Origin of the sequence: Pseudomonas rhizoryzae (assembly GCF_005250615.1) — a bacterium.
GTDB lineage: Bacteria > Pseudomonadota > Gammaproteobacteria > Pseudomonadales > Pseudomonadaceae > Chryseomonas > Chryseomonas rhizoryzae.
This window is the reverse complement of record NZ_SULM01000002.1, coordinates 330639-352251: the sequence shown is the minus strand read 5'-3', so window position 1 is coordinate 352251 and position 21613 is coordinate 330639. Positions and strand designations below refer to the sequence as shown.

The 21613-nt window shown below is 60.5% G+C and carries 12 protein-coding genes and 1 pseudogene; all 13 read left to right on the top strand.

What is annotated here, in order from left to right:
- Window positions 1-37 precede the first annotated feature (37 nt).
- The 13 genes and pseudogenes from aroB to FAZ11_RS04040 all read left to right on the top strand — a co-directional run bounded on the left by aroB (window position 38) and on the right by FAZ11_RS04040 (window position 20651).
- A complete protein-coding gene (gene aroB / locus FAZ11_RS04100; protein ID WP_058762925.1) occupies window positions 38-1132 on the top strand; it encodes a 3-dehydroquinate synthase in 1095 nt (364 codons plus the stop codon).
- 18 nt (window positions 1133-1150) lie between these two features.
- Window positions 1151-2746 (top strand): AAA family ATPase, encoded by a 1596-nt coding sequence (locus FAZ11_RS04095; RefSeq protein ID WP_058773822.1) that lies wholly within the window; start codon window positions 1151-1153, stop codon window positions 2744-2746.
- Window positions 2747-2962: 216 nt separating this feature from the next.
- Window positions 2963-7411: a glutamate synthase large subunit gene (gltB, locus tag FAZ11_RS04090; protein ID WP_058773823.1), complete on the top strand. Its 4449-nt coding sequence runs from the start codon at window positions 2963-2965 to the stop codon at window positions 7409-7411.
- Between the two features lie 90 nt (window positions 7412-7501).
- Window positions 7502-8920, top strand: a complete 1419-nt coding sequence (locus FAZ11_RS04085; RefSeq protein ID WP_058762928.1) for an FAD-dependent oxidoreductase — start codon at window positions 7502-7504, stop codon at window positions 8918-8920.
- A gap of 190 nt (window positions 8921-9110) precedes the next feature.
- Window positions 9111-9551 carry a cyanase gene (cynS, locus tag FAZ11_RS04080; protein WP_058773824.1) on the top strand — a complete coding sequence of 147 codons (441 nt, stop codon included), beginning with the start codon at window positions 9111-9113 and terminating at the stop codon, window positions 9549-9551.
- A gap of 96 nt (window positions 9552-9647) precedes the next feature.
- Complete coding sequence (hemE, locus tag FAZ11_RS04075; protein ID WP_058773825.1) at window positions 9648-10715, top strand: uroporphyrinogen decarboxylase; 1068 nt, start codon at window positions 9648-9650, stop codon at window positions 10713-10715.
- Window positions 10716-10806: 91 nt separating this feature from the next.
- The gene (locus tag FAZ11_RS04070) at window positions 10807-11820 is read left to right on the top strand and encodes an Ldh family oxidoreductase (protein ID WP_058773826.1); all 1014 of its coding nucleotides are present in this window, start codon (window positions 10807-10809) and stop codon (window positions 11818-11820) included.
- 93 nt (window positions 11821-11913) lie between these two features.
- Window positions 11914-13455, top strand: a complete 1542-nt coding sequence (locus tag FAZ11_RS04065; protein WP_193557124.1) for an MFS transporter — start codon at window positions 11914-11916, stop codon at window positions 13453-13455.
- 191 nt (window positions 13456-13646) lie between these two features.
- On the top strand, window positions 13647-14120 hold the full coding sequence (locus FAZ11_RS04060; RefSeq protein ID WP_007161635.1) for an RNA pyrophosphohydrolase: 474 nt from the start codon (window positions 13647-13649) through the stop codon (window positions 14118-14120).
- Window positions 14121-14231: 111 nt separating this feature from the next.
- Window positions 14232-16511: a phosphoenolpyruvate--protein phosphotransferase gene (gene ptsP / locus FAZ11_RS04055; RefSeq protein ID WP_058762933.1), complete on the top strand. Its 2280-nt coding sequence runs from the start codon at window positions 14232-14234 to the stop codon at window positions 16509-16511.
- Between the two features lie 126 nt (window positions 16512-16637).
- Window positions 16638-17509, top strand: a pseudogene (locus FAZ11_RS04050) (IS30 family transposase).
- An 855-nt stretch (window positions 17510-18364) separates the two neighbouring features.
- The gene (locus tag FAZ11_RS04045; protein ID WP_081320061.1) at window positions 18365-20065 is read left to right on the top strand and encodes a phospholipase effector Tle1 domain-containing protein; all 1701 of its coding nucleotides are present in this window, start codon (window positions 18365-18367) and stop codon (window positions 20063-20065) included.
- Between the two features lie 46 nt (window positions 20066-20111).
- Entirely contained in the window at window positions 20112-20651 is a 540-nt protein-coding gene (locus FAZ11_RS04040; RefSeq protein ID WP_240043538.1) for a hypothetical protein, read from the top strand.
- Window positions 20652-21613: the final 962 nt, after the last annotated feature.

The window sequence follows — 21613 nt, the reverse complement described above, 5'->3', positions numbered from 1 at the left end:
GCGCTATGCTAGGCGCCCTTTGAATCAAGGTGACGGCATGCGGACTCTTCACGTCGAGCTCGGTGAGCGCAGCTACCCTATCTATATAGGTCAAGGCCTTCTGGATCGGCCGGAATGCTTCCTGCCCCATCTCGCCGGGCGCAAGGTGGCCATCGTCACCAACGAAACCATCGCGCCGCTTTATCTGGAGCGTCTGATCAAGACACTGGGCGAGCGGTTCATCAGCACCATCGTGCTGCCCGATGGCGAGGCGCACAAGAATTGGGAAACCCTGCAACTGATCTTCGACGGGCTGCTGCAGGATCGTCATGATCGCAAGACCACCCTCATCGCCTTGGGCGGCGGGGTGATCGGCGACATGGGTGGTTTTGCCGCGGCCTGTTATCAGCGCGGGGTGGATTTCATCCAGGTGCCGACCACGCTGCTGTCCCAGGTGGATTCCTCGGTCGGTGGCAAGACGGGCATCAACCATCCCCTCGGCAAGAACATGATCGGTGCCTTCTACCAACCGCAGGCCGTGGTGATAGATACCGACAGCCTCGCCAGCTTGCCGCCCCGTGAGTTGTCGGCCGGGCTGGCCGAAGTCATCAAATACGGCTTGATCTGTGACGAGCCCTTCCTCGGCTGGCTCGAGGAGCACGTCGAGGCACTGCTGGCGCTGGATCAGGCGGCGCTCACCGAGGCAATCGAACGCTCCTGCGCGGCCAAGGCCCAGGTGGTGGGCAGCGACGAGCGGGAGTCTGGGTTGCGCGCCATCCTCAATCTGGGCCATACCTTCGGCCATGCCATCGAGACCCACCAGGGTTATGGCGTCTGGCTGCACGGCGAAGCCGTTTCCGCCGGAATGGTGATGGCGCTGCAGATGTCCCTGCTGCTTGGCTGGCTGAGCCTGGAGCAGCGTGATCGCGCGATACGGCTATTGGTGCGGGCCAAGCTGCCCGTGGTGCCGCCGGCGGATATGCTGCCGGCCGATTTCGAGCGCCTCATGGCGGTGGACAAGAAGGTCCTGGACGGACAACTCCGGCTGGTATTGCTCAGTGACCTGGGCCAGGCCGTGGTCACCGCCGACTTCGCCCGCGACATTCTCGAGCAGACGCTGCGTACCGATTACCAAGCGCTGATCGCCCAGTAAGGAGAGCAAGAGAGTCTCATGTCCAATCTGCACGCCGACGAAGCCTTTCTCGGCCACTATCAGTTCACCCACGATCCCTTCGCCCCGCGCGTTCCCGGCTTCAAGTTCTTCCCGGCGCAACGCAAGCCGGTACTGGGCCAGTTGCATCACCTAGCGCGTTACAGTCAGCTGCTGCTGGTGGTCACCGGCCCTGAGGGCAGTGGCAAGACGCTGCTGCGCCAGGCGCTGGCGGCCAGTACCAAGAAGGAAGCCGTGCACTGTGTGGTGATTTCCGCGCAGAACGGCGGCGATGCCCGTACCGTGCTGGCGCAAGTCGCCAAGGGCGTAGGGGCGAGCAGCCAGACGCCCGCCGCCATCCTCGAGCAGGCGGCGGAAGTACGCCTGGCGGGTCAGGAGGTCTACATCCTGGTCGATGACGCCGAGGCGTTGGCGACTCCTGCCCTGGAAGCCCTGCTGGAATTGGCCGGTGGCGCCGAGCGGGAGCGCCTGCACGTCTTCCTGTTCGGCGAGGCGGAAGTGGTCATGCGCCTCGAAGACATCGCCCAGGGCGAAGAGCGCTACCACGCCATCGAATTGCTGCCCTACAGCGAAAGCGAGGCCGAGGAGTATCTGGCCCAGCGTCTGGAAGGTGCCGGTCAGGGCTTGGAGATTTTCACCGACGAGCAGCTCGCGACCATTCATGAGCGCTCCGAAGGTTGGCCCGGCCGTCTCAACGAAGAGGCGCGCGACGTGCTGGTGGCGGGTATGAGCGCCCGCCGCAAGAAGGCGGCCGCTCCGGCGAAAGCCTCGCGCAATCTGCTGGCGGCCCTGCCGCGCAAGCACCTGGTCATCCTCGGCGTCGTGGTGCTGGCCGTAGGTGCTGCCGCCCTGTCGCTCAAGGGCGGCAAGAGCGAAGCGCCGGCCACCACCGCCAGTGGTCAGGATCTACCCATGAGTGGTCAGAACACCGCGGCCGCCGGCAAGGATGCCCAGAGCGCCCCTATTCAGTTCGATGGTTCTTCCAAGCCGTTGCCCTTGCCGTTGGTAGGGGAGTCGCAACCGGTGATCCGCGAACCGCTCGCCGAAGCGGCGGGTGGACGTCAGGCCGGTACGGCTACGGGTAATGATGCCGGCGCAGGCGGTGTGCCACCGACCGTCACGTCCGAGGCGCCACCCATCAGTGACGAAGACGAACTGCCCAGCCGCACGCCGTCCCGGGCGCCGGCGCCCAGCGCACCTGCCGTCGCGGCACCCGCCACCCGGCATACCGCGCCCGCTGCGACGCCGGCTCCGGTTCCGGCCAAGCCGGCGCCGGCTGCAGCCCCCACTCATGCTGCTGGGGGTTCCGGCTGGTACGGTACCCAGTCCGGTAGCAAGTATGCGTTGCAGGTGGTGGGGACCAGCACCGAGAAGGCCGCTCAAGCCTTCATCGCCGCCCAGTCCGACAGTGGCGAGTTCCATTACTTCAAGAAGATCCACCAGGGCAAACCCCTGTATGTGGTGACCTACGGCGACTTCGCCAGCCGCGCGGCGGCCGAGGCGGCGGCGAAGCGACTACCGGCCAAGGTACAGGCCAGCAAGCCCTGGCCGCGGACCTTCGCCAGCATCCAGCAGGACATAGCTACCAGCCGCTGATTGTTGTCTGGCAGGAAAAGAAAGCCCTGGTGCTATCACGAGAGTGACGCCGGGGCTTTCTGTTTTGCGTCATCGAATTTTCATCAGGTGTCATCGGTATTTGTCGCAAACGATTTTTTCGATACACTGGTCAGCCTTTGACTGTCCGAAAAAAGTTCAAATAAACGTACAGTTTTGTGATGCCTTCGCAATAACCTGATTGCCGGTGAGAGCGCTATGAAAGCAGGCCTGTTCAATCCCGATAGCTTCAAGGACAACTGCGGCTTCGGCCTGATCGCCCATATGCAGGGCGAGCCCAGCCATGACCTGCTGGAAACGGCCATCGAAGCCCTGACCTGCATGACCCACCGGGGCGGTATCAACGCCGACGGCAAGACCGGCGACGGTTGCGGTCTGCTCATGCAGAAACCGGATGCCTTCCTGCGGGCCATCGCCCAGGAGCAGTTCGGCGCCGAGCTGCCCGAGCAGTACGCTGCCGGTGTGGTGTTCTTCAACCAGGACGAAGCCCGCGCCGAGCAGGCTCGCGCCAATATGAACCTGGAGATCGAGGCCGCCGGCCTGACTCTGGTCGGCTGGCGCCAGGTGCCCATCGATACTTCCGTGCTGGGTGAGCTGGCCCTGGCGCGCCTGCCGCGCATCGAGCAGGTGTTCGTCGCCGGTCCCGGCCTCGATGACCAGCAATTCGCCGTCAAGCTGTTCTCCGCACGCCGCCGCTCCTCGGTGCGCAATGCCGACGACGCCGAGCACTACATCTGCAGCCTGTCGTCCCGGGTCATCGTCTATAAAGGCCTGATGATGCCGGCGGATCTCGCCGCCTTCTATCCGGACCTCGGCGATCCGCGCCTGGCCACCGCCATCTGCGTGTTCCACCAGCGCTTCTCCACCAACACCCTGCCGAAGTGGCCGCTGGCGCAGCCCTTCCGCTATCTCGCCCACAACGGCGAGATCAACACCATCACCGGCAACCGCAACTGGGCCCAGGCGCGGCGGACCAAGTTCGTCAACGAACTGATCCCGGACCTCGACCAGCTCGGTCCGCTGGTCAACCGGGTCGGTTCCGATTCCTCCAGCATGGACAACATGCTGGAACTGCTGGTGACCGGTGGCATGGACCTGTTCCGCGCCGTGCGCATGATCATTCCGCCGGCCTGGCAGAACGTCGAGACCATGGACGCCGATCTGCGCGCCTTCTACGAATTCAACTCCATGCACATGGAGCCGTGGGACGGCCCGGCCGGCGTGGTGCTGACCGAAGGTCGCTACGCCGTCTGCCTGCTCGACCGCAATGGCCTGCGGCCGGCGCGCTGGGTGACCACCAAGAACGGCTACATCACCCTGGCTTCGGAAGTCGGCGTCTGGAACTACCAGCCCGACGACGTCATCGCCAAGGGCCGGGTCGGCCCGGGCCAGATCCTCGCGGTGGACACCGAGACCGGCGAGGTCTTGCAGACCGACGACATCGATAACCGCCTCAAGGCGCGCCATCCCTACAAGCAGTGGCTGCGCAAGAACGCCATGCGCATCCAGGCGACCCTGGACGACAACGATCACGGTTCGGCCTTCTACGACCAGGATCAGCTGCGTCAGTACATGAAGATGTTCCAGGTCACCTTCGAAGAGCGTGACCAGGTCTTGCGTCCGCTGGGCGAGCAGGGCCAGGAAGCCGTCGGCTCCATGGGCGACGACACGCCCATGGCGGTGCTGTCGCGGCGCATCCGTTCGCCCTATGACTACTTCCGCCAGCAATTCGCCCAGGTCACCAACCCGCCGATCGACCCGCTGCGCGAGTCCATCGTCATGTCCCTGGAGACCTGCCTGGGTGCCGAGCGCAACGTCTTCGAGGAAACCGCCGAGCACGCCGATCGCGCCATCCTGAGTAGCCCGGTGATCTCGCCGGCCAAGTGGCGGACCATCCTCAACATGCCCAAGCCCGGCTTCGAGCATGTCAAGATCGACCTCAACTACCCCGAGTCCATGGGTCTCGAGGCGGCGCTGCGCAACATCGTCGAGCAGGCCGAGGAAGCCGTGCGCGCCGGCAAGGTGCTGCTGGTGCTGACCGACCGCCATATCGAGCCGGGCAAGCTGCCGGTGCATGCGGTGCTGGCCACCGGCGCCGTGCATCACCACCTGGTCAACCTGGGCCTGCGCACCAGCAGCAACATCCTGGTGGAGACCGCCACTGCCCGTGACCCGCACCACTTCGCCGTGCTGCTGGGCTTCGGTGCCACCGCGGTCTATCCGTTCCTGGCCTACGAGGTGCTGGGCGACCTGATCCGCACCGGCGAGGTGCTGGGTGACCTCTACGAGGTGTTCAAGTACTACCGCAAGGGCATCACCAAGGGCCTGCTCAAGGTGATCTCCAAGATGGGCATCTCCACCGTCGCATCCTACCGCGGCGCCCAGCTGTTCGAGGCCGTGGGCCTGGCGGACGAGGTTACCGACCTCTGCTTCCCTGGCGTCACCAGCCGCATCAAGGGTGCGCGCTTCGTCGATCTGGAGGCCGAGCAGAAGCTCCTGGCTGGCGAAGCCTGGAACAACCGCAAGCCGATCCAGCCGGGTGGCCTGCTCAAGTTCGTCTATGGCGGCGAGTACCACGCCTACAACCCGGACGTGGTCAATCTGCTGCAGGCGGCCGTGCAACAGGGCGACTACGCCAAGTTCCGCGAATACACCGCGCTGGTGGACCAGCGCCCGGTGGCCATGATCCGCGACCTGCTCAAGGTCAAGACCAGCGACCAGCCCCTGGCGCTGGAAGAGGTCGAGCCGCTGGCCAACATCTTCACCCGCTTCGATGCCGCCGGCATCTCCCTGGGTGCCCTGTCGCCGGAGGCCCACGAGGCCCTGGCCGAGGCCATGAACCGCCTGGGCGGTCGCTCCAACTCCGGTGAGGGCGGCGAAGACCCGGCGCGCTATGGCACCGTCAAGAGTTCCAAGATCAAGCAGGTGGCCACCGGCCGCTTCGGCGTCACCCCCGAGTACCTGGTCAACGCCGAAGTGCTGCAGATCAAGGTGGCCCAGGGCGCCAAGCCTGGCGAGGGCGGTCAGCTGCCCGGCGGCAAGGTCAACGGCCTGATCGCCAAGCTGCGCTACGCTGTGCCCGGCGTGACCCTGATCTCGCCGCCGCCGCACCACGACATTTACTCCATCGAAGACCTTGCCCAGTTGATCTTCGACCTCAAGCAGGTCAACCCCAAGGCGCTGGTGTCGGTCAAGCTGGTCTCCGAGCCCGGCGTGGGCACCGTGGCCGCCGGTGTGGCCAAGGCCTATGCCGACCTCATCACCATCTCCGGCTACGACGGCGGTACCGGTGCTTCGCCGGTCACCTCCATCAAATATGCCGGCTCGCCCTGGGAGCTGGGCCTGGCCGAGGCGCACCAGACGCTGCGCGGCAACGACCTGCGCGGCAAGGTGCGGGTGCAGACCGACGGCGGCCTGAAGACCGGCCTGGACGTGATCAAGGCGGCCATCCTCGGCGCCGAGAGCTTCGGCTTTGGCACCGCGCCGATGATCGCCCTGGGCTGCAAGTACCTGCGCATCTGCCACCTGAACAACTGCGCCACCGGCGTGGCCACCCAGAACGACCGACTGCGCAAGGAGCACTTCATCGGCACGGTGGAAATGGTGATGAATTTCTTCACCTTCATCGCCGAGGAAACCCGCGAGTGGCTGGCCAAGCTGGGCGTGCGCAGCCTGGGCGAGCTGATCGGCCGTACCGATCTGCTGGAAATCCTGCCGGGCGAGACCGCCAAGCAGCAGCATCTGGACCTGACCCCGCTGTTGGGCAGCGACCTCATTCCGGCCGAGAAGCCGCAGTTCTGCCAGGTGGAGAAGAATCCGCCGTTCGACCAGGGCCTGCTGGCCGAGGAAATGGTGCGGCTGGCGCTGCCGGGGATCGAACAGCTCGAAGGCGGTGAGTTCAGCCTGAGCATCGGCAACTGCGACCGCTCCATCGGGGCTCGCGTTTCCGGCGAAATCGCCCGGCGCCACGGCAACCAGGGCATGGTCAAGGCGCCGCTGACCTTCCGCTTCAAGGGCACCGCCGGCCAGAGCTTCGGTGTCTGGAACGCTGGCGGTCTCCATCTGTACCTGGAAGGCGATGCCAACGACTACGTGGGCAAGGGCATGACCGGCGGCAAGCTGGTCATCACCCCGCCCCAGGGCGCGGGCTTCAAGAGCCAGGAGTCGGCCATCATCGGCAACACCTGCCTCTACGGCGCCACCGGTGGCAAACTGTTCGCCGCCGGCACCGCCGGTGAGCGGTTCGGGGTGCGCAACTCCGGGGCCCACACCGTAGTGGAAGGCACCGGCGACCATTGCTGCGAGTACATGACCGGCGGCTTCGTCTGCGTGCTGGGCAAGACCGGCTACAACTTCGGCTCGGGCATGACTGGCGGCTTCGCCTATGTGCTGGACCTGGACAACGGTTTCTACGACCGGGTCAACCACGAACTGGTGGAAATCCAGCGCATCAACAGCGAGGCCATGGAGGCCTACCGTAGCCACCTGGAAGGGGTACTGGCCGAATACGTGCGCGAGACCGGCAGTGCCTGGGGCAGCCATCTCCATGAGAACCTGGACGACTACCTGCGCAAGTTCTGGCTGGTGAAGCCCAAGGCCGCAAGCCTGGCATCGCTGCTGGTCAGCACCCGCGCCCGTCCGGAATAACGACTTCGATGCCGGCTCCTGCGGGAGCCGGTTTCACCGTGCTAGCTCGTGGCGCCCAGCTGATGGGGCGTCGCTTCAAGAGGTTTGGAAATGGCTGAACGTCTGAACAACGACTTCCAGTTCATCGAGGTCGGTCGCAAGGATCCGAAGAAGAAGCTGCTGCGCCAGCGCAAGAAGGAATTCGTCGAGATCCACGATCCCTTCAAGCCGCAGCAGGCCGCCGAACAGGCGCACCGCTGCCTGGGCTGTGGCAACCCCTATTGCGAATGGAAGTGCCCGGTGCACAACTTCATTCCCAACTGGCTCAAGCTGGTGTCCGAAGGCAACATCCTGGCGGCGGCGGAATTGTCGCACCAGACCAACACCCTGCCCGAGGTCTGTGGCCGGGTCTGCCCTCAGGATCGTCTCTGCGAGGGTGCCTGCACCCTCAACGACGGCTTCGGCGCGGTGACCATCGGCTCGGTGGAGAAGTACATCACCGACACCGCCTTCGCCATGGGCTGGCGCCCGGACATGTCCAAGGTCAAGCCCACCGGCAAGCGCGTCGCCGTGATCGGTGCCGGCCCGGCCGGCCTGGGTTGCGCCGACATCCTGGTGCGCAACGGCGTGACCCCGGTGGTGTTCGACAAGCATCCCGAGATCGGCGGTCTGCTGACTTTCGGCATCCCCGAATTCAAGCTGGAAAAGACCGTGCTCAGCCGCCGGCGCGAAGTCTTCGGTGGCATGGGCGTGGAATTCCGCCTCAACACCGAGGTGGGCAAGGACGTGACCATGGACCAGCTGCTCGAGGAATTCGATGCGGTCTTTCTCGGCATGGGCACCTACACCTACATGAAGGGCGGCTTCCCGGGTGAAGACCTGCCCGGCGTGCACGATGCCCTGGATTTCCTGGTGGCCAACGTCAACCGCAACCTGGGCTTCGAGAAGGATGCGGCCGACTTCGTCGACATGAAGGGCAAGCGCGTAGTGGTCCTGGGTGGCGGCGACACCGCCATGGACTGCAACCGCACCTCCATTCGCCAGGGCGCCAAAAGCGTGACCTGCGCCTACCGCCGTGACGCCGCGAACATGCCGGGCTCGCGCAAGGAAGTGAAGAACGCCAAGGAAGAGGGGGTGAAATTCCTCTTCAACCGCCAGCCCATCGCCATCATCGGCGAAGACAAGGTGGAAGGCGTCAAGGTGGTGGAAACCCGACTCGGTGAGCCCGATGCCCGCGGCCGCCGCAGCCCTGAGCCGATTCCCGGTTCCGAGGAGATCCTGCCGGCCGAGGCGGTGGTCATCGCCTTCGGTTTCCGTCCGAGCCCGGCGCCCTGGTTCGAGCAGTTCGGCATCGACCTCGATAGCCAGGGCCGCGTCGTTGCGCCCGGTATGAGCGAGTTCAAGCACCAGACCAGCAACCCGAAGATCTTCGCCGGTGGCGACATGGTGCGCGGTTCGGACCTGGTGGTGACCGCCATCTTCGAAGGCCGCAATGCCGCCGAGGGTATCCTCGACTACCTGGGCGTCTAAGCCGTCCTGAGTGGACAAGAGCCGACCGGTGCCAAGCCGGTCGGCTTTTTTCTTGGGCGTCATTCAGGGGCGAGGCTGCCTTGTGGTGCAGTGAAAGGCGCAATGGCCGCGGCGAAGCCTGTGCCAGAGCCTTCGCCGCCGCTGGCACAGGGTCTGCAAAGATCCTGGCTCTCTCTTCCGAGGTACCGCCATGAACAAGCCCGAAATGACCGCCGCCATTCTCGCCGCCAAGCAGCGCCTCGGCCTGAGCTGGGCCGCGATCGCCGCCAGCCTGGAAATGTCGCCGGTCTGGACCACCTCCGCCTGCCTGGGCATGAACAGCATGGCGCCCGAGGTGGCGGAGCGCCTGTGCCAGGTACTGGAGTTGCCGGCCGAGGTCTCCCAGGCCCTGCAAGCCTTTCCGCACAAGCACTGGGACAAGGCCGTGCCGACCGATCCGCTGATCTATCGCTTCTACGAGATGATCAACGTCTACGGCGATACCATCAAAACCCTGATCCACGAAGAATTCGGCGACGGCATCATGAGCGCCATCGACTTCAGCATGGACATCTCGCGGGTGGCCGATCCCAAGGGCGACCGGGTGCAGATCGTCCTCAACGGCAAGTTCCTGCCCTACAAGAGCTGGTAAGCCGATCGCCGCGATAGACAAAAGGCACGCCCCGGCGCCGTGCCTTTTGCCAGCCGCTTTGCGACAATGCCGGCACTTTTGCTGCCGGATGTCGCCATGACTGCCCTGAAGAACGACCGTTTCCTGCGTGCCCTGCTCAAGCAGCCGGTGGATGTCACCCCGGTGTGGATGATGCGCCAGGCCGGGCGTTACCTGCCGGAGTACCGCGCCAGCCGGGCTCGCGCCGGTGACTTCATGAGCCTGTGCAAGAACCCGCAGTTCGCCTGCGAGGTGACTTTGCAGCCGCTGGAGCGCTATCCGCTGGATGCGGCCATTCTTTTCTCCGACATCCTCACCATTCCCGATGCCATGGGCCAGGGCCTCTACTTCGAGACCGGCGAAGGGCCGCGCTTTCGCAAGGTGATCGACACCCCGGCCGACATCGAAGCGCTGCCGATTCCCGATGCCGAAAAGGATCTGGGCTACGTGATGGATGCCGTGCGCACCATCCGCGCCGCGCTCGACGGCCGGGTGCCCTTGATCGGCTTTTCCGGCAGCCCCTGGACCCTGGCGACCTACATGATCGAAGGCGGCTCCAGCAAGGATTTCCGCAAGGCCAAGGCCATGCTCTACGACACCCCCGAGGCCCTGCACCTGCTGCTGGACAAGCTGGCCCAGGCAGTCACCGCCTACCTCAACGGCCAGATCCGCGCCGGCGCCCAGGCGGTGCAGATCTTCGATACCTGGGGCGGCAATCTCTCGGCGGCGGCCTACCAGGAGTTCTCCCTGGCTTACATGCGCAAGATCGTCGCCGGCCTGATCCGCGAGCACGAGGGGCGCCGGGTACCGGTCATTCTGTTCACCAAGAACGGCGGGCTCTGGCTGGAAAGCCTGGCGGATAGCGGCGCCGAGGCCCTGGGCCTGGACTGGACCTGCGATATCGGCGACGCCCGCCGGCGGGTGGGTGGTAAAGTCGCCCTGCAGGGCAACATGGACCCCAGCGTGCTCTACGCCAAGCCGGCGGCCATCCGCACCGAGGTCGGGCGCATCCTGGAAAGCTATGGCCAGGGCAGCGGCCATGTCTTCAACCTGGGCCACGGCATCACCCCCGAGGTGGATCCGGCCCACGCGGGCGCCTTTATCGAGGCGGTCCACGAACTGTCGGCACGCTACCACCAGGGTTGATTGTGCCGGGATCGGCGCTACCGCTCCCAGGTCGGGCAAGCGGGGCGCTAGCGATTGCGGCATAGTCGGGTTTTCTCGACGGAGCGCCGCCATGGCCCAGATGACCCCGGAAGACTTGCAGCACCTGGCTGAGGAGGTGCTCGCGGCCCATGGTTTCAGCCCGGCCCAGGGAGCGGCCATCGCCACTACCCTGGTGGCCGGCCAGCGCGACGACTGCGCCTCCCACGGCATCTATCGGCTGCTGGGCATCATCAAGACGCTCAAGGCCGGCAAGGTGGTGCCGGATGCCAAACCCCAGGTCGAGGACGTGGCCCCGGCCATCGTCCGCGTCGATGCCCATGGCGGCTTCTCGCCGCTGGCCTTCACAGCCGGCCTGCCACTGCTCGAAGCCAAGGCGCGTGCCTGCGGCCTGGCGGCGATGGCGATCAACCGTTGCGTCCACTTCTCGGCGCTCTGGGTGGAAATGGAAGCCCTCACTGCCCGCGGCCTGGTGGCCCTGGCCTGCAATCCGACCCAGGCCTATGTCGCTCCGGCGGGTGGCCGGCGACCGCTGTTCGGCACCAATCCCATCGCCTTCGGCTGGCCGCGACCGAAAGGACAACCCTTCGTCTTCGATTTTGCCACCAGTGCGGTAGCCCGCGGCGAGATCGAGCTGCACCGGCGCGCCGGCCAGGCGCTGCCGGAAGGCTGGGGGGTGGATGCCGAGGGTGCCCCCAGCACCCATGCCCAGACCGTGCTGGAGGAGGGGGCCATGCTCACCTTCGGTGGGCACAAGGGCTCGGCCCTGGCGGCCATGATCGAGTTGCTCGCCGGTCCGCTGATCGGCGATCTGACCAGCCCCGAATCCTCCGACTTCGACGCCGGGGCGGGAGGGCTGCCCTATCACGGCGAACTCATCCTGGCGTTCGATCCCCAGCGTTTTCTTGGCGGCGCGGTGGCCGAGTACCAGCAGCGCGCCGAAGCCCTGTTCGCCGGCATCGAGGCCCAGGGCGCACGCCTGCCCTCGCAGCGGCGCTACCAGGCGCGAGCGCGCAACGAGGCGCGCGGCTGGATGGACGTGCCGGATAGTCTGCTAAGCGATGTTCGGGCACTGCTGCCGAACTGACCGGCGGCAGCGATTCGGTTCACCTGCGCGACATCGCGATGCCTCGAGTGCTGAACCCGCCCCAGGCTCAGGGGTCCACGGCTGGCTACTTCCGTGCCAGTCTGGGTCTCCATGTACGCCGACGATACCGACCGCCCTCATCATCAAGGCCTGCTCCTGTTGAGCATCACCCTCATGGTGCTGGTGTATTTTCTCGACAATCTGTCCATCGCCCTGGCCAATCGCTACGTCTACGGCGGTCTGGGCATCGACCCGCGCAGCTATTCCCTGGCCACCGCCTGCTACAGCGTCGCGGTCATCCTGACCAGCGCTCCACACCAGTGGTTCGCCCAGCGTCTGGGCTATCGCAACCTGATCTTCGCCGCGGTCGGCATTCACCTCGTCGGCCAGGTGTGCTGCCTGATCGCCACCGATCTGCCGCTCTTCATCGCCGGCCGCGCGCTGATGGGCGCCGGTGCCGCCACCTTCTTCGCCGGCGCGCGGGTGCTGGTGCAGATGTACTTTTCCGGCCCTCAGCTACCGACCGGTATCCGGGCCTTCGCCTCGGGCGTGCCCCTGGGCGGTGCCCTGGCCTCTTTCACCACCGCGGAATTGCTGGAAGGGCATCAATGGCGCGCCATCTTCATGGTGCCGGCATTGGCGTGCCTGCTGGTGGCGGTGTGCGTCTGGCTGTCCCTGCCGCGGCGTTCCCATCCGCTGCAGAATTCCGGGGCGCCTTCATTGCTATCCATGGTGCTGCTCGCCGCCGGTAGCCTGCTGCTCACCACCACCACCCAACGGCTGGCCTTCGATTTCTTCAGCGATGGCCTGCGGCTGGCCCTGGAGCTGCTGCTGGGCGCGGCCATCCTCGGCCTGTACGTCTACTACGAACGTGGACTGGCGCGGCCGACCCTGGATTTCAAGAACGCCATCACCCCCGGCTTTCTCGCCGGCATGCTGTTCATGATGCTCAACTACTTCCTGTTGGGGGCCTACAACTTCGTCATCCCCCAGTACGTGGTCAACGGCCTGCAACTGCCGGTCCACACCGCCGGCGGCGTCATGGCGCTCGGCTGGCTGTGCGGCCTGGTACCGCTGTTGATGATCACCTCGGTCTGGCTGCGCGAGCGCTTTCCCTGGGGTGGCTTTCGTAAATACCTGGTGGCCGGCTACCTGTTGCTGGCCGGCTATGGCTTCTGGATGGTGCGCCAGCACGCCGACGTGCCTCTCCATCAGCAACTGGTCCCCGGCCTGATGATGCACGGCACCTACCTGATCGGTACCTTCGCGGTGATCATCATGTACACCTTCATGCGCGTGGAACCTGCCTATTTCAGCCAGGCCTACCAGATCAAGAACATGACCCAGCAACTGGTCATGCCCATGGGCATCGTGCTGTCCAATGTCTTCCTGCAGTGGCGTGACGCCTTTCACGCCGCGGTCCTCAGTGCTTCGGTCAATCCCTATGCCCAGGCCTACCAGGCCTACGGCGAGCGCTATCGGCAGGCCACCGGCGCGGACAGTGCCCTGGCGCAGATTTCCAGCCTGGTCACCCGGCAGAGTCAGGTGCTGGGCTATCTCGACTATTTCTGGCTGGTGGGCTGGATCGGTCTGGCCCTGGCCGGCTACATGGCGCTGCAGCGACATTTCCGCTAATCCGCGACGATTGCCGGGTCTTAAGCCGATGTTCAGCAAGGGCTCACCATAATGCGGACCTTTGCCGGCCCTATCGCGCTTCTGGAGACGGCGTCGGTCGGCCACGCCCCAGTCGGTCCGGAGCTTGCATTGCTGGGCTGTCGGGCTTTGTGGAACAATGCGGGCAACGATATTTTTCAAGGGTGGCAGCCGTGATCGACGCTGATGGTTTTCGCCCCAATGTCGGCATCATTCTCGCCAACGATGCCGGCCAAGTACTGTGGGCCCGTCGCATCAACCAAGATGCCTGGCAATTCCCCCAGGGTGGAATCGATGACCGGGAAACGCCGGAAGAGGCGCTGTACCGGGAGCTGAACGAAGAGGTGGGGCTGAGCCCCGATGACGTCCGTATCCTGGCCTGTACTCGGGGCTGGCTGCGCTATCGTCTACCGCAGCGCATGGTGCGCACGCACAGCCGTCCGCTGTGCATCGGCCAGAAGCAGAAGTGGTTCCTGCTGCGGCTGACGGCGGAAGAGCAGCGGGTACGGATGGATGTCACGGGCAAGCCGGAATTCGATGGCTGGCGTTGGGTGAGCTACTGGTATCCCCTGGGCCAGGTAGTGACCTTCAAACGCGAGGTCTATCGGCGGGCGCTCAAGGAGTTGGCACCCCGCTTGCTGGCCTGACTGCCGGCGCGGCCGGTGCGAAAGAGGTGAGGAGAAGCTGTGGTCATGCAGGATGAACGACACGTGATGCACGCCGGCGGACCCGCCGGGTGTCAACTGCGGAGGCTCTAGATGCTGGGAGTCCTGCGCAAGATCGTCCAGGAGGTCAATGCCGCCAAGGATCTGGGGTCGGCACTGTCCATCATCGTGCAGCGTGTCCGCGCGGCCATGCAGTCGCAGGTCTGCTCCGTCTATCTGCTCGACCCGGACACCAATCGTTTCGTGCTCATGGCCACCGAAGGCCTGAACAAGAAGTCCATCGGTCGGGTCAGCATGGCCCCCAACGAGGGCCTGGTCGGCTTGGTCGGCACGCGCGAAGAGCCGCTCAACCTCGAAGACGCCGCCAGCCACCCCCGCTTCCGTTATTTTGCCGAGACCGGAGAGGAGCGCTATGCGTCTTTCCTCGGTGCACCCATCATCCACCACCGCCGGGTCATGGGCGTACTGGTGGTGCAGCAGAAGGAACGTCGTCAGTTCGACGAAGGCGAGGAAGCCTTTCTGGTCACCATGAGCGCCCAGCTCGCCGGGGTGATCGCCCACGCCGAGGCCACCGGGACCATCCGGGGCTTGGATCGGCAGGGCAAGGGTATCCAGGAGGCGCGCTTCGTCGGCATTCCCGGTTCCCCGGGGGTCGGCGTCGGCAAGGCGGTGGTGGTGTTGCCGCCCGCCGATCTCGAGGTGGTTCCCGACAAGACCGTGACCGACATCGACGCCGAGCTGCAGCTGTTCCGCTCCGCGCTGGAAGGCGTGCGGGCGGACATGAAGGCGCTGTCCAAGCGGCTGTCCACCCAGTTGCGCAAGGAAGAGCGGGCGCTGTTCGACGTCTACCTGATGATGCTCGACGACGCCGCCCTCGGTAACGAGGTGACCACCATCATCAAGAGCGGCCAATGGGCCCAGGGTGCCCTGCGCCAGGTGGTGATGGAGCACGTCCAGCGCTTCGAGCTGATGGACGACGCCTATCTGCGCGAGCGCGCCGCCGATGTCCGCGACCTCGGCCGCCGGTTGCTGGCCTATCTGCAACAGGCCCACCAGGCCTGTCTGATCTATCCGGAAAACACCATCCTGGTCAGCGAGGAACTCTCGCCGGCCATGCTCGGCGAGGTGCCCGAGGGGCGCCTGGTCGGTCTGATCTCGGTGCTCGGCTCGGGCAACTCCCACGTCGCCATCCTGGCGCGCGCCATGGGCATCCCGACCGTCATGGGCGCGGTGGATCTGCCGTATTCCAAAGTAGACGGCATCGACCTCATCGTCGATGGCTACCACGGCGAGATCTTCACCAATCCGTCGGCGACGCTGATCAAGCAGTACGGCGACGTGGTGGAGGAGGAGCGCCAGCTCACCCAGGGCCTCGACGCCCTGCGCAGCCTGCCCTGCGAGACCCTCGACGGCCATCGCATGCCGCTGTGGGTCAACACCGGCCTCATGGCCGACGTGGCCCGCGCCCAGCAGCGCGGCGCCGAAGGGGTGGGGCTGTACCGCACCGAAGTGCCCTTCATGGTCAACGAGCGCTTCCCCAGCGAGAAGGAGCAGCTCTCCATCTATCGTGAGCAACTGGCGGCCTTCCATCCGGCGCCGGTGACCATGAGGACCCTGGACGTCGGCGGCGACAAGGCGCTGTCCTATTTCCCGATCAAGGAAGACAACCCCTTCCTCGGCTGGCGCGGCATCCGCGTCACCCTGGATCACCCGGAAATCTTCCTGGTGCAGACCCGCGCCATGCTCAAGGCCAGCGAAGGGCTGAACAACCTGCGCATCATGCTGCCGATGATCTCCGGCGTGCACGAGGTGGAGGAATCCCAACACCTGCTGCACCGCGCCTGGTGCGAGGTTCGCGACGAGGGCGTCGACATCCCTATGCCGCCGGTGGGCGTCATGGTCGAGGTGCCCTCGGCGGTCTACCAGGCCCGCGATCTGGCGCGCCAGGTGGATTTCATCTCGGTGGGCTCCAACGACCTCACCCAGTACCTGCTGGCAGTGGATCGCAACAACCCGCGGGTGGCCGACCTCTACGATTATTTCCATCCAGCGGTGCTGCAGGCTCTGCAGCAGGTGGTAGACGGGGCCCACGCCGAAGGGGTACCGGTCAGTATCTGCGGCGAGATGGCCGGCGATCCGGCGGCGGCGGTGCTGCTCATGGGCATGGGCTTCGATACCCTGTCGATGAACGCCACCAACCTGCCCAAGGTGAAGTGGCTGCTGCGCCAGGTCACCCTGGAAAAGGCCAAGGAACTGGTGCAGCAGATGCGCCAGATCGACAATCCCCAGGTCATCCATAGCGCCCTGCACCTGGCCTTGCGCAACCTCGGACTGGGCCGGGTGATCAATCCGGCAGCCAGCGTCCAGAGCTAGGGTTGTTGAAATCTATTGGGAGTTGATGACAGCCGCCGTAAGAAGAATGACCGTCGAAAGAATGAGGCGGCGGCACAAATTGAGTGCAACATCTGAGCTTGTTGAGTTTTGCCTTACGATGTCACCATGTCTTACAAAGAACTCACTCTCGAAGAACGCGTTATCCTTCAATTGGGCCAGGCTCAGGGCCTGAGCGTCCGAGCTATCGCCAGCCCATCCACCGTGATCCACGAGTGGCATCGTAACCGCGACGCAAACAGCCGATACCTGGCCGTCACTGCCCAAGATACAAGGCGGCGGCGCGCACGGTATGCCGGCCAGCACACAGGCTCGTGCCGGGCAACGAGCTGTTCGATCTTGTGGTCTATCCGTTGCGAAAACGCTTCTCTCCCAGCCAATTGCCGGCAAGCTCAGGTCCATGGAATTTTCGAGTTTTGAAGAGACGTTCGTCTGTCGCGAGACGATCTACAACGCGATCTATGCTCTGCCTGTTGGCTACGCATGGGAAGCGTTGATCGCCGAGGCTAGATCCCCGACCTGACATCAAGGGCAAAGCCAATGCGTCCGCTGTACGTACCCTGGTGGAGAGCAGCACATGCTACCTGATGCTGGTCAAGATGCATGACACCACCGCAACCTCGGCGGGGTTGAAGGCTTCAGTGTGGCCTTGAACCGCATGCCTCTGGCGGCTCGGAAACGTTGAGCTACGACTATTGCCGAGAGATGGCGCGTCATGCACAAGTCACGCAGCGAGCGGGCATGGCCATCTACATTCTGCGACCCACACAGCCCTTGGCAGCGTGGTAGCAAACGGACGACCGCCCCTCAATATCAACGGCCCAATTCGTCAGTACTTGCCCAAGGGCACTGACCTGTCGGTTTACAGTCAGGAGCCATTGGACGCCATTGCTTGAAAACTGAACATTTTTTCTCGCCAGCGCTTTGATTACAAGTGTCTGATCGAGATGATGACGCTGATGATGGCAAAGCATCATTAGAGCCCTTCCTTAACTCAATAAATAGTGTGATGTTTCAGAAATTACCTACACAATTGCGGCGGCGCTTTTGGCCTAGGCGGCGTTGCCACGCCTCGCCATAGCCCTCCTGCGCCTAGCCAGCACAAAAAAACACTCGCTAATTCTTGCACGAACTTCTAAAGCATCAGACTAGGTGTTGCAGTCAGCCCCTGAAGCCGCCGCGTCGCTATCCCGCCCAGGAGGCATTGTGGGTGTATTCAGCTAGCTCAAGAGAAGACTTCGGCAAAATAGCCCAGTTACCAAAACAATGCTGCCCAACTCATATAGTGAGATTTATTTAAATCATCTAAATGCTTGATCTGTAAAGTATGGTTTTTTATGGATTTTTTGGTTTTTTGTCGTCAGTTATTAGAGTTTTCTTGTGTAAAAGAAATACAATAGGTGATGGCTTTCTGTAAGTATATGCTTACAAAATTTTGAGAGCTTTGAGTGTTCGGAATTGTAGTTGTCTGAGGTAATTTGAGTTTTCTCGAGATCAGTCTATGTCATGATTTTGCTCATGCATTTCCACTTATCATAGTTTCAAAAGGTTTTACCAGGCACTGCTCTTAAGGGTGATATTTGTAAAGAATCTGTTTTAAGCAGGAGTTTTAGGGTGCAGCGGCAGCAACAGGTTGAAGCTCGATGGGTAAATGAATAACAAATTTTCTCAGTCTGTGTGATGCTGTAATTGGCTTGGCTTTTTTACGATCCTGTGGATCTTCTGGGTAATTAATTAATATAGATCGTTTGATCTCAAGCTTGAGTGAGTGGGGTGCAAGGTTTTAAAGGGAAGCCGAATATGCTTCCTAGATCGAAACTTCATAGGGATATGACATGGTGGAGCCATTAAGATTTACGGTGTATTTTGATGGAACAGGAAACAATAAAGATTTACATACTCCAATAGGAACGCAAACCAATGTTGCCCGGCTCTATGAGCTGGATATGGCTAAAGGTAATAACTTAGCCCGTAATTCTGGGCATGAGCCGTTGGAGTACGATGTCCACGACCGATCCGGGCAATCCGAAAAGGTCTATTTTGATGGTGTTGGTAGCCAGGCGGTTACTAGTCCTAGATCTGTGTTGGAGAGCGCTACCGGCTTGGGTAGCAGTTCCCGCATAGAACAGGCTTATAACGCTATCGTCGCCTTCCATAATAAATATCCTGAGCAGCCTGTCTCCGTAAGCATTGTTGGTTTCAGCCGCGGGGCCGCACAGGCGCGTGCCTTGGCTAATGAATTCATCGAGCGCGGAGTACCGAAATGGGATGCTGAAGGTAAGCCTAGTGGCGACTATCTAATCCAGCCTGGACAAGCTCATATAAAAAAATTAGGTCTCTTCGATACTGTTGCTTCCTACGGAAATGCCTTGGGAGATACACATCTAGGTAAAAATCTAGAAATAGGCAAAAATGTCGATTCTACTACTCATTTAGTAGCGATGAATGAGTACCGTGATACATTCCGTTTAACCAGCGCTCTCCGTGATGATGACAACTCGCGCATCGAGGAGCTAAAATTCGCTGGTGCTCATTCTCAGGTTGGCGGTGGATATCGCAATGATGTTTTGGCGGCGGGTCCTTTTGCGGTTATGTACGACCGACTACAAAGTGCCGGTATCCAGCTCAGACCCATGCAGCAGGAAGATATTCAATGGATTAAGCAGTATAACGAACTGATCAAAAGTCCTGAAAAAGTACAGGAGGCTCTAATAGATTCGCGGCTAAAGGCAGGCAATGAAGCCTTCATTCGCCGTGATGATGGAGCCTTTCAAGTCTTGGACAATTCGGCCTTTCCCTTGGAGCGAGGCTCACTAAACTTCTTGTCCAGACAAAGTCGGCCTTTCGAACATGAGGTCCAAGGCCGTAAGGTACTTTTTGAAACCGATGATTCTTTGAGTAAAAGTAGCATTCGCCGTGGAGCTGAAGTAGTAGGTGATTGGTTCGTTGGTGCGGCAGGAAAAATTAAAGATCAGTTTGCTGAGTTTTTTGGTAGATATAGTGTTCAGAACGAAGTTGATGAGCAAGATCAAAGTGAATATGATAATAAATTGAGGAATATGCAGGGGAAGGCTCTTAATAGTAGGATGGAGGGGCTAAAAATGCTAGCAGGTTACTCTCGTCCAGACTTTACGTATATTGAAAGTCTAAAGCTGGAATCTGTGCCTTTCCCTGCATTACCTGAAGGTAAAGATAACTTAAAAGTTGATAAGGTAGTAGTTGAAGAATCACTTTGCTTTATGGCGAAAAAAGCGCTTGCATTCAGTTCTTCAGTTAATGTTTTTGAAGCGTCGCAGAGTGAAAATAAGGTCTTTAGTGGTTTGGTGATATATATGGATGAAGATCATATATTGCAAAGGATAGGTCGGACTAGTGATTTTGTTATTCATAATCGTCGCGATCTTGATCCGGGAAAAATAGTCCAGATGGGGAGAAGTACAGCTATTATGAATGCCAAAGGTCCAAATGATTCTGTGGGCATTTTAAAGAATAACTTTGATCAAGGTGTCGATCTGAGTAAGGTAATTCGTCAATAGTGGCTTGTGGTTTTATAAATAGAAGCTTTAAAATGTGAGGAATGCCATGCTATCTCGTTTCAAAAAGATGGTTTTTTTATTTTCTATGTTTTTAATTGGAGGGGTCGCAAATGCAAAGGAGTCTGGCGTGAAAAATATGCAAGGTCACTATCAGCCATATATACCTGGTATGAAACTACCTGATGGCGTCTTTCCGCCTATGCTAGGTTATACCCATGGTGATTTACTTGCAGCTGCTGCCGTTCGCGTTGATGCTTTTTTAAAGTCCAAGCAAGTTGATCCCACGTTAATTCGCGAAGCTTTGATAGCGTTAGCCACATGCGTGAATGCAAAGTTTGAGGAAGAAGGAGCAGAGTATCAAATTTCGAGCTGGTATCAAAAGCCTTATGCTGACCGTGCCGCGCGGGCTCGTAGTGTCGAGAGAATGGCGGAGCATTTTGGAGGTTTAGCAGTACGTGGAGCGTCTGAGTCGATGGAAGGATCGCCGCTGTTATATGAAGGGCGAGATTTCTTCAAAGGACTGATCGGTGCAGCTGGCGAGGGGGTTCGTGATCTTATCTTAACTTTGAATAAGTCTGGGGTGTGACGTTGTAGATGATTACTCTTGAAAAAAAATAAGCTTTATGGAGGCATGGTATGGTCGACCATTTCGTACTATTGTAGGTCGTCGGTGATGCCTGCGATTACCTGAGCTTTCCGTATACACTTATATGATCTAAAAAGCCTTTCGCTGACCTGTACGCGCGAACTCGTAGTGACGATCAGTGTAGTGGGTCAGTTAAGGTCATTATTAAAATAAAGACTTTTAGGGGCTTTGTTGGAGTATTTTTTATTCGGGTAATCTTGTTTCATATCCGAATGCCGGATAAGAGCCCCTGACGTTTTTAACGTTAACTGCATACTAATTAATTTTTTGGGTGTAATGGTATAGGGGGTATTGGGTAGGTGCTTATGTTTTTCCGTACATGCAATTGTTAAGATATAATAATATTGCGTTGCTTCGTTTTTGCTTATTTGGTTCGGGTGATGCCGGTGTCTGGTGTTTTACTTGTTTTTTATATTTTGGTCTCTGGTGAAAGGGTGTTTTATGCTTCGTTTGGACGTATGTTTCAAAGGGCGTGGTTTTGATTGTTAGGGGGGGTAATTTTATGGATAACCTAGGTGAGTGGTGGTGTATGCTCCAATACTAATAAAAAGTTAGGTATTATTAATTTTTCCATAACTTGCATGTTTTGAATTTGCGTTTTTGGCTTGGTCTATTATTGGGTTGCGCTCGGTCTGTGCGGGTGCTGGGAATTCATTTGAGGCTTTGAGGCTTTGAGGCTTTGAGGCTTTGAGGCTTTGAGTGCTTGGCTTTATGTTATCAGTCTTTTTCTTTGTGCTTGAGGTAATGAGAGTCATCAAAGGAGATCTAAAATATGTGATGCAACATTGGTATAATGGTGAATAATTATGCTTAAAGTTTAGTCTGTGCTTGGTTTTTGGTATTTTGCTATTTGACAAGCTTTTTCTTAGGTACATTATGCTTCTGTGTTCTAAATGTCTGCA